This window comes from Paraburkholderia dioscoreae, from assembly GCF_902459535.1.
GTDB lineage: Bacteria > Pseudomonadota > Gammaproteobacteria > Burkholderiales > Burkholderiaceae > Paraburkholderia > Paraburkholderia dioscoreae.
Genome location: NZ_LR699554.1, coordinates 1,177,193 through 1,191,532, shown reverse-complemented (window position 1 = coordinate 1,191,532; position 14,340 = coordinate 1,177,193). Strand labels below are relative to the sequence as shown.

The following is a 14,340-nucleotide window of genomic DNA, read 5'->3' as shown; positions in this document are numbered from 1 at the left end:
CTCGGCACGGCGCGGCGGCCGGACCGGTCGGCCGTAACAAACCGAAACCCCCCTCCAGCCGATCTCGCGAGAATAAGCGCCAGAGTCGGATAGACTCTGCTACTGATTGTCTGGATTCCTGTCGCCGGCAACGGCGATGCCCCTCCTGGGAGTTCGCATGGCGCTCTTCAATAGCAATTGGCCCAGCCGTTCATGGACGACGCTCGCCGGACGCAACCGGGCTGGCGGGAGACCCTCATGAGCGAAGCGCCGTCAATCCCGGTCAAGCGTGGGCGGCGAGGCCGCGTCGTGCTGGCGGTCGTGGTGCTGGCGCTGATCGCGCTGGTGGCCTTCCGGCTGCTGCGCTCGAAGTCGCCCAAGCCCGGCGTGGCGCCCCAGGTCGTGACGGTCGCCGCCGCGACCACCGGACCCATGCCGGAAACGCTGAGCGAGTTGGGCACGGTGACGCCCGTCGCCACGGTGACGGTATTGCCGCAGTTGAGCGGCTATCTGACCGCCGTCGGCTACCGCGAAGGGCAGGACGTCCAGAAAGGGCAATTTCTCGCGCAAATCGACCCGCGCCAGTTTGAAATCAGCAAGCGCCAGGCCGAGGCGCAACTCGCCAGGGACAAGGCGGCGCTCGCCCAGGCCCGCGCCGATCTCGCGCGCTTTACGCAACTCAACGAACGCAAGTCGATCGCCGAGCAGACCTATGCGGATCAGCAGTTTCTCGTCCAGCAGGACGAAGCGGCGGTCAAGGCCGACGAAGCCAACGTCGCGCAATTCGAGCTCGATCTGATCTATTGCCACATCACCGCGCCGGTGTCGGGACGGGTCGGGCTGCGCCTCGTCGATCCGGGCAACTACGTCACCGCGTCGAGTCAGCCGGGCATTGCGGTCATCACGACGATGAAACCGACCACGGTCGAATTCACGGTGCCGCAAACCGCTCTCGGCAAAGTGCTTAGGCGCACCAACTCCGGCGCGCAACTGCCCGTCACGGTGTTCAGCAGCGACAATTCCCGGCAACTCGCGACCGGCACGCTGTACGCGATCAACAACCAGATGGCGACCGCGACCGGCACGGTCACGTTGCGCGCCACTTTCGCCAATGAGGACGAGGCGCTCTTCCCCAACGAGTTCGTCAATGTCAAGCTGCTGGTCGACACGCTGCAGAACGCGGTGCTGGTGCCGACTCCCGCGGTGCAGAGCGGCGCGCCCGGCGACTACGTCTATCTGGTCAACGCCGACAATACGGTGTCGGTGCGCAAGGTCACGCTGGGACCGGGCGACGGCCAGCATACGGTGATCACGTCGGGGCTCGCCGCCGGCAACGTGGTCGTCACCGACGGCATGGACCGCCTGAGCGACGGCGTGAAGATCAAGGCATCCGCGACCCGGCCGGCTGCGGGAGCGGCGGGCGCTTCTTCGGCTGCCGCGCCGCTGGCGCCGCCGCCCGAGCCCGCTGCCAGCCCCACGCGGGCGGCGTCCGCGCCCGGCGCGGCTTCCGTGGCTTCGTAGTCCGCCGGCCCGTCGATGAACTTCTCCCGTCTGTTCATCCTCAGACCCGTGGCGACGTCGCTGCTGATGGTCGCGCTCGTGCTCGTCGGGCTGGTCGCGGTGCGCTTCCTGCCGGTATCTTCGCTGCCCGACGTCGACTACCCGACCATCCAGGTCCAGACCTTCTACCCCGGTGCCAGCCCGAACGTGATGGCGACCACCGTCACCGCGCCGCTCGAGGTCCAGCTCGGCGAGATTCCGGGCTTGCAGCAGATGGTCTCGTACAGTTCGGAAGGCGCGTCGGTAATCACGCTGCAATTCGATCTCTCGCTGAATCTGGACATTGCCGAACAGAACGTGCAGCAGGCGATCAACGCCGCCAACAGCTTTCTGCCGACCGGCCTGCCCGCGCCGCCGACTTACGCGAAGGTCAACCCGGCCGATCAGCCGATCCTCACGCTCGCGGTCACGTCGAAGTCCATGTCGCTGACGCAGTTGCAGGACGCCGCCAACAATCGTCTCGCCACCAAGATCTCGGAAGTGCCGGGCGTCGGTCTCGTCACGACGGCCGGCGGCAACGTGCCGGCCGTGCGCGTCGAAGCCGATCCGCAGAAGCTCGCAGCCTACGGCCTGAATCTCGACGATCTGCGCACCCTGCTCGCCAACGTCAACGTCAGCCAGCCGAAAGGCAATTTCGACGGTCCGGAGCTCGACTACACGATCAACGCCAACGACCAGATCGTAGACCCGCAAGACTATCTGGCCACCGTGATCGCCTATCAGAACGGCGCGCCGGTCTATCTGCGCGACGTCGCGCGCGTGAGCCAGGCGGCGCAGGATGTAGAGCGCGGCGCGTGGTACAACCGCACGCCGGCTATCGTGCTGAACGTGCAGCGTCAGCCGGGTGCGAACGTGATCGCCACTGTCGATCAGATCATGAAGCAGTTGCCGGCGCTCGAATCGACGCTGCCTGCCGGCCTGCAGGTGACGGTCGTGGCGAACACCACCGGCGTGATCCGCTCGTCGGTCTCGGACGCCGCATTCGAACTGGTGCTCTCGGTCGTGCTGGTCGTGCTGGTAATTTTCGTGTTCCTGCGCAACGTGCCCGCCACCATCATTCCGAGCATCTCCGTGCCGGTGTCGCTGATCGGCACGCTCGCCGTGATGTACCAGCTCAACTATTCGATCGACAACCTCTCGCTGATGGCGCTGATCATCGCAACGGGTTTCGTCGTCGACGATTCGATCGTGATGATCGAGAACATCGTGCGCTATCTGGAGGAAGGCAAGACGCCTCTCGAAGCCGCGCTCGAAGGCGCCGGGCAGATCGGCTTCACGATCCTCTCGCTGACGGTCTCGCTGATCGCGGTGCTGATCCCGCTGCTGTTCATGGGCGGCGTGATCGGCCGGCTTTTCAGCGAATTCGCGATCACGCTCGCGGTGACGATCGTGATTTCGGCGGTGGTCTCGCTGACCGTGGTGCCGATGCTGTGCGCGCGTCTGTTGCGCGCGCAGGCGCAACGCCATCCGAGCCGTTTCGAGCGCTTCAGCGAAGGCCTGTTCGACAGGACGCTCGCGGCTTACGAGCGTGGTCTGAACTGGGTGCTCGATCACCAGATGCTGACGCTGGCGGTCGCGCTCATCACCGTCGCGCTCACGGCGATCCTGTACATCGTGATTCCGAAGGGCCTGTTCCCGGTGCAGGACGTGGGCGTGATCCAGGGTATCAGCGTGGCCGACAACTCGGTTTCGTACACGGCGATGGTCCGGCGTCAAAGCGCCCTCGCCGACGCGATTCTGAAGGATCCCGACGTGGTGTCGCTCACTTCCTATGTCGGCATCGACGGGACCAATCCGACGCTGAACAACGGCCGCTTCCTGATCAATCTGCGCCCGCGCGACGACCGCTCGGTCACCGCCGAGGAAATCGGCCGTAGGATCCAGCAGGAAGTCGCCGAGGTGCCCGGCATTCGCCTGTATCTGCAACCCGAGCAGGATCTGACGCTCGACACCTCGGTTTCGCGCAACCAGTACAACTTCGTGCTGCGCGGGCCGAACCAGCAGGCCTTCAACCAGTACGTGCCGGCATTGATCGCGCGCATGAAGCAGATTTCGTCGATCACGGACGTCACGAGCGACCTGAACACCAACGGCCTGAGCGTGAACGTCGAAGTCAACCGCCAGCTTGCCGCGCGCTACGGCATCACCGCGGCCACGATCGACAACGCGCTGTACGACGCGCTCGGCCAGCGCATCGTCTCGACCATCTTCCAGCAGTCCGACCAGTACCGCGTGATTCTGGTGGCGAAGCCCGAAACGCTGCCTACGGTGCAGTCGATCGGCAATCTGTATCTGCCGAGCCAGACCAGCAGCAGCGGCCAGGTGCCGCTGTCGGGCATCGCGAAGATCAGCATCACGCAGTCGCCGCTGATGATCAGCCATCTCGCGCAGTTCCCGTCGGTGACAATCTCGTTCAACCTCGCGCAGGACGCGTCGCTCAGCGCCGCCGTCGCGCAGATCCGCGACGCCGAGCGCGCGGTGGAACTGCCGCCGTCGATCACGACCTCGTTCCAGGGCGCGGCACAGGCGTTCGAAGACTCGCTCTCGAGCGAGGTGTATCTGCTGATCGCCGCGCTGGTCGCCGTGTATATCGTGCTCGGCGTGCTGTACGAAAGCTACATTCACCCGGTGACGATCCTCTCGACGCTGCCCTCGGCCGGCATCGGCGCCCTGCTCGCGTTGATGATCGCGGGCAGCGACCTCGACGTGATCGGCATTATCGGCATCGTGCTGCTGATCGGCATCGTCAAGAAGAACGCGATCATGATGGTCGACTTCGCGCTCGAAGCGGAGCGCGTGCACGGCAAGCCGGCGCGCGAAGCGATCTTCGAAGCGTCGCTGCTGCGCTTCCGGCCGATCCTGATGACCACGCTCGCGGCCATGCTCGGCGCGCTGCCCATGCTGCTCGGCACCGGCACCGGCTCTGAACTGCGCCGGCCGCTCGGTCTCGCGATCATCGGCGGGCTGATGGTGAGCCAGGTGCTGACGCTGTTCACGACGCCGGTGATCTATCTGTTCTTCGACCGCCTCGCGCAGCGCGTGAACAGCCGGCGCCGCGCCGCGAGTGAGGGCGCCGCCGCGCCGCCGGAGAACACGCCGTGAACATCTCGGCGCTGTTCATCCGACGCCCGGTGGCGACCGCGCTGCTGGCGATCGCGATCCTGATTTCCGGCGCGCTCGCGTATTTCCGGCTGCCGGTTGCGCCGCTGCCTAACATCGCGTTTCCGGTAATCGCGCTGCAGGCGAACATGGCGGGCGCGAGCCCGGAAACCATGGCCGCGACCGTCTCCGAGCCGCTGGAGCGGCGCCTCGCCACCATCGCCGACGTGAACCAGCTGACCTCGATCAGTTACGTTGGCTCGTCGATGATCATCGTCGTGTTCGGTCTGAACCGCGATATCAACGGCGCGGCGCGCGACGTACAGGCCGCCATCCAGGCCGCGCGCGCCGATCTGCCGACCACGCTGCGCAGCAACCCGACGTATCGCCAGTACAACCCGGCCGGCGCACCGATCATGGTGCTCGCGCTGACCTCCGACACGCTGACCAAAGCGCAGCTCTACGACTCCGCCGATTCGGTGATCCAGCAGCAGTTGTCGCAGGTCGACGGCGTCGGGCAGATCACGCTGGGCGGCGGCGCGTTGCCGTCGGTGCGCGTCGAGTTGGAACCGGGCAAGCTGAACAGCTACGGCATCGGCCTGGAAGACGTGCGCGCCGCGATCGGCGCGGCGAACGCGAATAGCGCGAAAGGCCACATCGACCAGGGCGAGCAGCGCTATGTGGTCACGTCGAACGATCAGATCAGCAAGGCCGCGCCGTATCGCGACGTGGTGATCGCCTATCGCGACGGCGCACCCGTCCTGCTGCGCGATGTCGCTCAGGTGCGCGATTCGAACGAGAACATCCGCAACGCCGGACTCTACAACGGCAAGTCGGCGGTGCTCGTGATCGTCTATCCGACGCCGGGCAGCAACGTGGTGCAGACGGTCGAGCAGATCCGCTCGCGCCTGCCGATCATCGAAGCCGCGTTGCCGAGCGCGATCCACGTGAACGTTGCCATCGACCGCTCAGAGTCGGTGCGCGCTTCGGTGGCCGACACCGAGCGCACACTGTTCATCGCGGTGCTGCTGGTGGTGGGCGTGGTGTTCGTGTTCCTGCTGTCGCCGCGCGCCACGCTGATTCCGGCGGTCGCGCTGCCGCTCTCGATCGTCGGCTCGTTCGGACCGATGTATCTGCTCGGCTATAGCATCGACAATCTCTCGCTGATGGCGCTGACGATCGGCACCGGCTTCGTGGTCGACGACGCCGTGGTGGTGCTGGAGAACATCGTGCGGCATCTCGAAGCCGGTCTCGATCCGAAGGAAGCCGCGCTGCGCGGCAGCGCCGAGGTCGGCTTCACGGTGATCTCGATGAGCCTCTCGCTGATCGCGGTGTTTCTGCCAATCCTGCTGATGCCGGGCATTGTCGGGCTGCTGTTTCACGAGTTCGCTGTCACGCTCTCGATTGCGATCCTGCTGTCTCTGCTCATTTCGCTGACCATCACGCCGGTCATGTGCGCCTACCTGCTCAGCCGCGAGCGCACGATGCATCTGCAGTCGCGCTGGGCGTATTGGGTCGAGGCTCAGTTCGAGCGCTTCAAACAGGCCTATGCGCGCTCGCTGGCGGCGGCGCTCGACCATGCGCTCGCGGTCGTCCTGCTGCTGATCGGCCTGCTCGTGCTCAACGTGTTCCTGGTCCGGCTGCTGCCCGGGACGTTCTTTCCGGAGCAGGACACCGGCATCCTGATCGGCCAGATCATCGCCGACCAGAGCGTCTCGTTCAACGCCATGGAAAAGAAGCTCGCGCAATTGCAGGCAATCGTGAAGCAGGATCCGGCGGTGGCGTCGGTGGCGGGTTTCACCGGGGGGCGCGCACTGAACACGGCCAATGTGTTCATCGAACTGAAACCGCTCGCGCAACGCCATCTGTCGGCCACCGAGGTGGTCAACCGGCTACGCCCCAAACTCAATGCCGTCTCGGGCGCCCGGCTCTTCCTGCAGGCGCAGCAGGATCTGCAGATCGGCGGGCGCCAGGCCGCGGCCGAATACCAGTACACCCTCTCCAGCGACGATGCGAACGCGCTCTTCACCTGGGTGCCGAAACTCGTCACCGAACTCGGCAAATACCGTGCAAAACTGGAGGACGTGAATTCGGATCTGCAGCAGAACGGCTTGCAGACCTATGTGAACTTCAACCGCGCGACCGCCACGCGCTACGGCTTCCAGCCGAACCAGATCGACAACGTGCTGTACGACGCGTTCGGACAGCGCACCGTGTCGACCATCTACAACCCGCTCAATCAGTACTTTGTCGTGATGGAGGTTGCACCCGCCTACTGGCAATATCCGCAGGCGCTCAACCAGATTTTCCTCAGCACGTCCGCCGGCAACCCGAGCGGCACGCAGCAGACGCAGATGTCCAGCGCCACCGTCAAAGCCGTGCAGCAGGCGATGGCCGTGAGCAGCGCGTCGAGCACCAGCGCGAATACGAACTCCCTGAACGCCGACGCCGAAGCGAACCAGCAGACCAACAGCATCTCGAACAGCAAGGGCGGCAATTCCAGCGGCAGCGCGGATAGCACCGCAGCCGAAACGATGGTGCCGCTTGCCGCGATGATGACCTTCTCGAACAGCCACACCGCGACCCAGGTGAACCATCAGAGCGGGCTCGTGGCCGGCACCATCTCGTTCAATCTGCCGGCCGGCGGATCGCTGAGCGAGGCCGGCCAGCTCATTGCGCAGGCCGAGCGCGACATCGGCATGCCCGCTTCGGTGCATGGCGCGTTCGCGGGCGCCGCGCAAGCCTATGCGCAGTCGATGGGCGCCGTGCCGCTGCTGATTCTCGCCGCGCTGGTCGTCGTCTATATCGTGCTCGGCGTGCTGTACGAGAATACGGTGCACCCGCTCACGATCCTGTCCACGCTGCCGTCGGCGGGCATCGGCGCGACGCTCGCGTTGCTGATCTTCGGCACGCCCTTTTCGGTGATCGCGATGATCGGCATCATTCTGCTGATCGGTATCGTCAAGAAAAACGGCATCATGATGGTCGACGTCGCGATCCAGCTGCAACGCGAGGAAGGCCTGAATGCGCGCGATGCGATTCACCAGGCCGCGGTGGTGCGGCTGCGCCCGATCATGATGACGACCGCAGCCGCCGTGCTGGGCGCGGTGCCGCTTGCGATCGGCATCGGCCAGGGCGCGTCGCTGCGCCAGCCGCTCGGCGTAACGGTCATGGGCGGCCTGCTCGTGAGCCAGGTTTTCACGTTGTACACGACGCCGGTGATCTACCTGTACCTCGACCGGCTGCGCGCGCGGCTCGCGAGATGGTCAGCGCGCCTGCCGTGGAATCGCCGCGACGACGCACCGGACACGAGCGCATGATGAAGACGATCTTCCCCACCAGACTGGCCGGCGCATTGCTGGCGTTATCGGCTGTGTTGACGGGCGGCTGCATGGTCGGCCCCGACTACCATCGCCCGCCCGTCGCCACGCCCGCCGCGTGGAAGGAACTGCCTGGCTGGATCGAGGCGCAGCCCGCCGCCGAGCGCCCGAAAGGAGACTGGTGGACGGCCTTCAACGACCCGCTCCTCGATGAGCTCGAGCCGCTCGTCTCGGTGTCGAACCAGACCGTGCGCCAGGACTATGCGAACTACCAGCAGGCACTGGCCGAAGTGCGGCTCGCGCGCAGCGCGCTGTTCCCGACCATTGGCATAAACGGATCGGCCACCCGTGAACGTTCGGCTACAGGCAATCTGAGCAGCAGCCTGCTGGCCGGCGGAGGGGGCGCGAGCAGCTTCCAGCGCATCAACAACGCCGGCTCGCTCGAAGCCAACGCGAGCTGGGCGCCCGACTTGTGGGGTCTCGTGCGCCGCGACATCGAGCAAAGCGCAGCCACGGCGCAGGCGAGCCAGGCGACGCTCGCCAACGCCACGCTCTCCGAGCAGATCGCGCTGGCGAACGCGGTGATCGATCTGCGCGTAACGGATGCGAATATCGACCTGCTCACTCATACCGTGGATGCGTTCGAGCAATCGTTGCGTGTGGTCGCCGAGCAGGACAAGGCCGGCACCGTGCCGCCTTCCGATCTGGTGAGCGCGCAGACGCAACTGGAGTCGGCCCAATCGAGTCTGATTGCACTGGGCGTCGCGCGTGCTCAATACGTTCATGCGATCGCCGTGCTGGTCGGCAGGAATCCGGAAGCACTGGACGTACCCACGAATACCACGCTGCCCACGTTGCCGTCCGTTCCGGTCAGCCTACCGTCCACGCTATTGCAGCGCCGGCCCGATATTGCCGCCGCCGAGCGCCAGATGGCCGCGCAGAATGCCGCGATCGGCGTGGCCGTCGCAGCGTATTACCCGACGATTTCTCTATCGGCGCTGGATGGCTTCACGCAGTCGCCGTTGGCGGGCCTGCTGCACATCGCCAATTATGTCTGGTCGTTGGGCGGCCAGGCGAGCGAGACGCTTTTCGACGGCGGGCAGCGCAGCGCGCAGGTCGACGCGGCAAAAGCCTCTTACGACGCGGCCCTCGCCAATTATCGCGGCACGGTTCTGACGGCATTCCAGGGCGTGGAGAACGACCTCGCCGGCTTGCGTATTCTCGCGCAGCAAGCCGAGGTTCTGGAGCGCGCGGTGCGCGACGCGACGCGCGGCACCGAAATCGCGCGCAATGAATATCAGGCGGGCACGGTCGACTTCACGACCGTTGCGACGGCGCAAGCCACTCAGTTGAATCTTCAGCAGACGGCCTTGAACGTGCAGCAAACGCGGCTGCTCGATGCCGCGTCGCTGATCGGCGATCTGGGCGGCGGCTGGTCCGACAGCGAGCTTGGCGACCCTCGGAAGATGGGCCAACGGCAGGTGTCGCCTTAAGTCGGCATGCCTGAAGTAGGCTCGGCGTCAGGCTTCGTGGACAGCCGCAGGTAAGCCGCCGCCAGCCTGCGCAGTTCTTCTTCCGACGCGTCTTCAATGCCGATGAGATGATTGTCCGCGGCCCGATGCGAGGAAAGCAGCTCATTGAGTTTCAGGTGCAACGCAACGCTATCCTTGTTCTGACTCTGCTGAATCAGGAACACCATCAGAAAAGTGACGATCGTGGTGCCGGTGTTGATGACCAGTTGCCATCCGTCGGAATAATGAAAAATGGGCCCCGTGACGATCCATGCAATGACCGTCAACACGGCAAGACAGAACGCCGCGGGCGAACCGGCCCACCGCGTAACGAGGCTCGCGAATCTGTCGAATAGCTGCGTTACCGGATGACGACCTGCATAGGCGGGGCTCGATGTGTCCGGAACGGTGTCGAGTTCGTCGGTTGTCGAGGGTGCAACAGACTTGGTAGGCATAACCGGCTCCAGAAGGTTGGCCCGTTCCCTTCTGCAAAATCCATGCCCCACGGGTTGGTCTCCCGCTCCGCAAGGACAACACACGGTTCCAATACCGATTGCGCCGCCACGACGAGGCCCGCGTAGCGTAGATACCGGCAACGGATACCGGGTTTGCATTTTTTGCCAGTAAGAATGAATCTTTGCCGCTTATGCGCCCGCTACCGCGATGAGTTGAATACGGACCCACGCGCACTCCTCGCTAAAGCCTCGTACAATCTTCAAGGCGTCGATCACGCAAACCATCAGACCGTACACGGCGAGGTTCTGTTATAGCGAGATCTCTTCCGGCATGCCAACGGACTTTCTACAGCCGCTCTCATTGCAGCAATTCACCCTCACTCTTTCTCAGCGCGACTCGATGTCATGGAAAGCAATAGCAAACCCGCCCACACGGACGAACTCGGCTTGCGTCCGGCGAGGCCTGCGGATCATGCCGCTGAAAACGGCATTCTGCTGAGGCTCGCGCGGGCACAATCGGGATCGCGCGAACGGCTTTTGCAGGAAATCGCAGACGCCGCGCTGTCGCTTTGCAATGCGGGCAGTTCCGGCATCAGTCTCGTCGAAGGCGCGGATCCGGACAGGCAGTTTCGCTGGCTGGCGGTGGCAGGCTCGTGCGTCGGCTTGCAAGGTAAAACAACCGCATGGAACGAATGTCCGTGCCGGCTGGCACTGGAATCTGCAGCACCGCAATTATTCGTTCGGCCGCAAGACCACTTTCCCGGCTTGCGGTTTCCCGGTGTGGAGATTGCCGAAGGTCTGGTCGTGCCGATCCCGACCGACAACGGCTTCGTGGGCGCGATATGGGTAATGTCGCACACCTCGGCGCGCCGCTTCGATCTCGAAGACGTGCGTCTACTCTCGAACCTCGCCGTCTCCGCGGGTGCTGCGCTGACCACCGTCAATACCCGGGACACGGGCGAGGAAAGCGAGCGCCGGCATAGCGAGTTCATCGCCATGCTCGGGCACGAACTGCGAAACCCGATGGCTCCGATCGACAGCGCGGTCGGCGCCGCCAAGCAATTGTGCGCGGACAACGCGAGGGCGGTCGAGGTTCTGACCATCGCGCAGCGGCAGATGCGGCATCTGCGAACCCTGGTCGACGACCTGCTCGACGCCGCGCGGTTGAAGCACGGCAAGCTCGCCATCAAGCACAGCGATACTTCGCTCAACGAGATCGCGTTCGATGCCGTCACCGCCGTGAAGCATCACATACAGTCGCGGCGGCATTCGCTCACGCTGACCGGCCTCGAGACGCCGGTGCCGGTGCGGGCGGATCACGTCAGACTGAGCCAGGTGCTTGGCAACCTTCTTTCCAATGCCGCGAAGTACACGCCAATCGGCGGCACGATCGAACTCGCCGTCAGAGTCGCCGGGGACGGGCAGGAACCGGAGCGCAAGGAGGTAGTCGTCATCGAGGTGAAGGACAACGGGATTGGCATCGACAGTTCCATCCAGCCACGCGTCTTCGACCTCTTCGCCCAGTCGGCACGCGGTAATGCCCGGGCCGAGGGCGGCTTGGGAATCGGTCTCGCCGTCGCCAAGCGAATGGTCGAACTGCACGACGGCACGATTTCCCTGCGCAGCGAAGGAACCGGCAAAGGCACGTCGGTTACGTTGAAGTTGCCGATCTTGCGCTCGGGCGACGAGTTGCAGCCAAAGGCCGAGACTCCGCCGTCTGCCGGTCTCGGGCCTGTACGTCTGCTGCTCGTGGACGACAATGCGGACGCGTTGCAGTCCCTGGGTATCCTGATGGAACTCGAAGGACATCAGGTCACGATGTGCGACAGCGGGCGCGAAGCGGTCCGGCTGATCAGGGAGAATTTGCCCGAAGTCGCCATTATCGACGTGGGCATGCCGGATATGGACGGCTTCGACGTCGCCCATGCGGTGAGAGCCGACAGCGGGCTCGACGACGTCATGCTCGTGGCGCTGACCGGCTATGCGGCGGAATCCGACAAGTCGCGGGCCCTGGCCGCGGGTTTCGACTATCACCTCACCAAGCCGTTATCGCTCGACAAACTGCAGTACATACTCGCGAATCGGGCGGGCGGAAAACTCGGCGGTATCGTCTGATTCAGTGCGTTCGCCGGATCATCCGACTCAGTGAACCATCGTCACCGGCGTGACCGTTTGCCTTGCCAGCGACGCCAGCATGGCCAGCCTGCGAAAGAAACCCATATGGCTGGCGTCGATCACCATCACGTCGGGCCGGGTCGTGGCCGCGTACTCGGCAATCGCTTTCGTGCGGTGGCCGAAAACCCGTTTCCAGCGGTAGGGCACGCCGGCTTCTTCGAGAATCGTGCGGGCGTCGATCAACGCCTTCAGCATGACCTGCTTCTCGTGGCGCACGAGGAAACCACGCGAGTGGAAGGCTGCCGCCCGCCCTTCGCCAACCGGTTCGAGGACTTCCAGTAGTTCGACCTCCGTTACGCCGCGCTCGAGAAACATGAACGCGGCGTAGCGCGCGGCCTCGACGGCACCGCTATGGTCGAGGACAGGGATCAGCATTCGTATCATCGGGAAATCCTGGGTATCGGTCAGTTTGTACCTTGAGCTTAGCTAATGCCGTATTAACGCCGTGTAAAAAGTACGAGACCTTTTCGTTGACCACGGCGATGCGCTCAGGCCCCTATCGCAGCAGGATTCAGTTCGATATGCAGGATCACGAGCCAGCGCCTGGGGCAGTCCCCGGCGATCTGCAAATCCTGCTTGCCCTCGCCGCCCGTTGTCACAAAGCCCTTCTCGCGCGCGAAGCCGAATGCGCGCCGCGCGTCGGACTGCAGCCATAGCGTGATCAACCCGCACGTCAAACAGCTGAAGATCCAGATAGCTTCGGGTGGCAGCGCGGAGTCGAGTTGCTGGGCGGCGTAAGTGAAGAGCGTCGTGAGCACCTGATTGGTGACGAAAACGATGGCGACGACCTTGCACAGTCCCCTGAATATCAGGGCGGATCTTGTCGGTGTCATGGCATGTCAGTAAAAAAGCAGCCCCCCACTATACGGATCACGTCGTAAAGAGCGCGAAACGATTGCAGCAGCCCGCATAAATATTCCGTGAAATTCAACGCACGCCGACCAGCCGGTAGCCAACGCCAGACTCGGTAACGATGTGCTCCGGGCGCGCCGGATCGCGTTCGAGCTTGTGGCGCAGATGCCCCATGTAGATCCGCAGATAGTGGTGGTTATTGATTTGCAACGGGCCCCATACTTCGCCGAGCAGTTGCTCGTGCGTCAATACGTGCCCCGGGCGACGCACCAGCGCCGCGAGGAGCCGGTATTCGGTAGGACTGAGATGAACGACACGGCTGTCGCGCAGCACTCGCCGCTCAGCGAGATCGACCGTCACCAGCCCGAAACGGACCTCCGGCGAACCGACCCGCCCGCCAGCAATCTGCCTGCGCAAATGGGCTCGAATCCGTGCTCCGAGCTCCGGCAATCCAAACGGTTTGGTCAGGTAGTCGTCGGCGCCGGCGTCGAGCGCGGCGACCTTGTCTTCCTCGCGGCTACGCGCCGACAGTACGATCACCGGCATCGCAGACCAGCCGCGCAACTCCCGGATCACGTCGATGCCCTCTCTATCCGTCAAGGCAGGATCGATGATGACGAGATCCGCGAGCCGTGTTGCGGCTTGCGCGAGGCCTTGCGCACCGGTTTGCGCATCGAAGACGCTCATCCCGTCCGCTTCGAGGTGCGTGCGAATGAAACGGCGTATGGTTTTGTCATCGTCGATCACAACGACTGTTATGGTGGGATCGCTCATAAAGACCGCGAGCGCGAGACGTCAATGCATGGGCTTGAGATCGTCCAGCGCGAGGTTGAGCTTCAGCACGTTCACGCGCGCCTCGCCAAAAATACCGAACTGCCGCCCCGACGTATTGGCGGCTATCAGATTGGCCACCTGATCGAACGGCAAGCTGCGGGCTTTCGCCACGCGCGCCGCCTGATAGGCTGCGGCGGCCGGGCTGATCTGCGGGTCGAGTCCGCTGCCCGAGGACGTCACCAGATCCACCGGCACCGGTTGCGACATGTCGTTGCCCGCGGCTTTCAATGCATCGAGACGGCCTTTGATTTCGTCGGCGAGCGCGGGGTTGGTCGGACCGAGGTTCGAACCACCCGAACTCTGTGCGTTGTACGGCATCGGGCTGGTGGCCGACAGGCGTCCCCAGAAATAATACGGCGCGTCGAACTGCTGGCCGATCAGTTCGGAGCCGACCGGCTTGCCATTCTTCTCGATCAGACTGCCGTTGGCCTGCGCCGCGAAGGCGGCGCGACCCAGGCCCGTCACGACGACGGGATAGACCACCCCGGTAATCACGGTCATCAGGATGAAAAGGACGAATACCGGGCGAATCAGCGTTTTCATGATGTGCTCTGT

Annotated in this window: 10 protein-coding genes; 5 read left to right on the top strand and 5 right to left on the bottom strand. The window is 64.1% G+C overall.

Annotation, left to right across the window (positions count from 1 at the left end; all coding sequences use genetic code 11):
- Nucleotides 1-237 precede the first annotated feature (237 nt).
- From PDMSB3_RS25530 to PDMSB3_RS25515, 4 genes are read left to right on the top strand one after another with little or no spacing between them, the layout of a single operon-like run.
- The gene (locus tag PDMSB3_RS25530) at nt 238-1,500 is read left to right on the top strand and encodes an efflux RND transporter periplasmic adaptor subunit (RefSeq protein WP_007176807.1); all 1,263 of its coding nucleotides are present in this window, start codon (nt 238-240) and stop codon (nt 1,498-1,500) included.
- 15 nt (nt 1,501-1,515) lie between these two features.
- A complete protein-coding gene (locus tag PDMSB3_RS25525) occupies nt 1,516-4,641 on the top strand; it encodes an efflux RND transporter permease subunit (protein WP_007176806.1) in 3,126 nt (1,041 codons plus the stop codon).
- Complete coding sequence (locus tag PDMSB3_RS25520) at nt 4,638-7,958, top strand: efflux RND transporter permease subunit (RefSeq protein WP_007176805.1); 3,321 nt, start codon at nt 4,638-4,640, stop codon at nt 7,956-7,958. Before PDMSB3_RS25525 ends, PDMSB3_RS25520 begins: the two co-directional genes overlap by 4 nt.
- The gene (locus tag PDMSB3_RS25515; protein WP_007176804.1) at nt 7,955-9,451 is read left to right on the top strand and encodes an efflux transporter outer membrane subunit; all 1,497 of its coding nucleotides are present in this window, start codon (nt 7,955-7,957) and stop codon (nt 9,449-9,451) included. The genes PDMSB3_RS25520 and PDMSB3_RS25515 overlap by 4 nt, the downstream gene beginning before the upstream one ends.
- Here the strand turns inward: PDMSB3_RS25515 and PDMSB3_RS25510 are convergent.
- Nucleotides 9,448-9,924: a low affinity iron permease family protein gene (locus tag PDMSB3_RS25510; protein WP_007176803.1), complete on the bottom strand. Its 477-nt coding sequence runs from the start codon at nt 9,922-9,924 to the stop codon at nt 9,448-9,450. The genes PDMSB3_RS25515 and PDMSB3_RS25510 overlap by 4 nt on opposite strands.
- A 405-nt stretch (nt 9,925-10,329) precedes the next feature.
- Here PDMSB3_RS25510 and PDMSB3_RS25505 point away from each other — a divergent pair, with 405 nt between their 5' ends.
- On the top strand, nt 10,330-12,039 hold the full coding sequence (locus tag PDMSB3_RS25505) for a hybrid sensor histidine kinase/response regulator (RefSeq protein WP_007176802.1): 1,710 nt from the start codon (nt 10,330-10,332) through the stop codon (nt 12,037-12,039).
- Nucleotides 12,040-12,066: 27 nt separating this feature from the next.
- On the opposite strand, the gene PDMSB3_RS25500 is transcribed toward PDMSB3_RS25505, so the two are convergent.
- The 4 genes from PDMSB3_RS25500 to kdpC all read right to left on the bottom strand — a co-directional run bounded on the left by PDMSB3_RS25500 (nt 12,067) and on the right by kdpC (nt 14,328).
- Nucleotides 12,067-12,474 (bottom strand): universal stress protein, encoded by a 408-nt coding sequence (locus tag PDMSB3_RS25500; protein WP_407670581.1) that lies wholly within the window; start codon nt 12,472-12,474, stop codon nt 12,067-12,069.
- Nucleotides 12,475-12,587: 113 nt separating this feature from the next.
- Complete coding sequence (locus PDMSB3_RS25495; RefSeq protein ID WP_007176800.1) at nt 12,588-12,932, bottom strand: hypothetical protein; 345 nt, start codon at nt 12,930-12,932, stop codon at nt 12,588-12,590.
- A 94-nt stretch (nt 12,933-13,026) separates the two neighbouring features.
- Nucleotides 13,027-13,725: a response regulator gene (locus PDMSB3_RS25490; protein WP_007176799.1), complete on the bottom strand. Its 699-nt coding sequence runs from the start codon at nt 13,723-13,725 to the stop codon at nt 13,027-13,029.
- A 21-nt stretch (nt 13,726-13,746) separates the two neighbouring features.
- Complete coding sequence (gene kdpC / locus PDMSB3_RS25485; RefSeq protein WP_007176798.1) at nt 13,747-14,328, bottom strand: potassium-transporting ATPase subunit KdpC; 582 nt, start codon at nt 14,326-14,328, stop codon at nt 13,747-13,749.
- Nucleotides 14,329-14,340 lie beyond the last annotated feature (12 nt).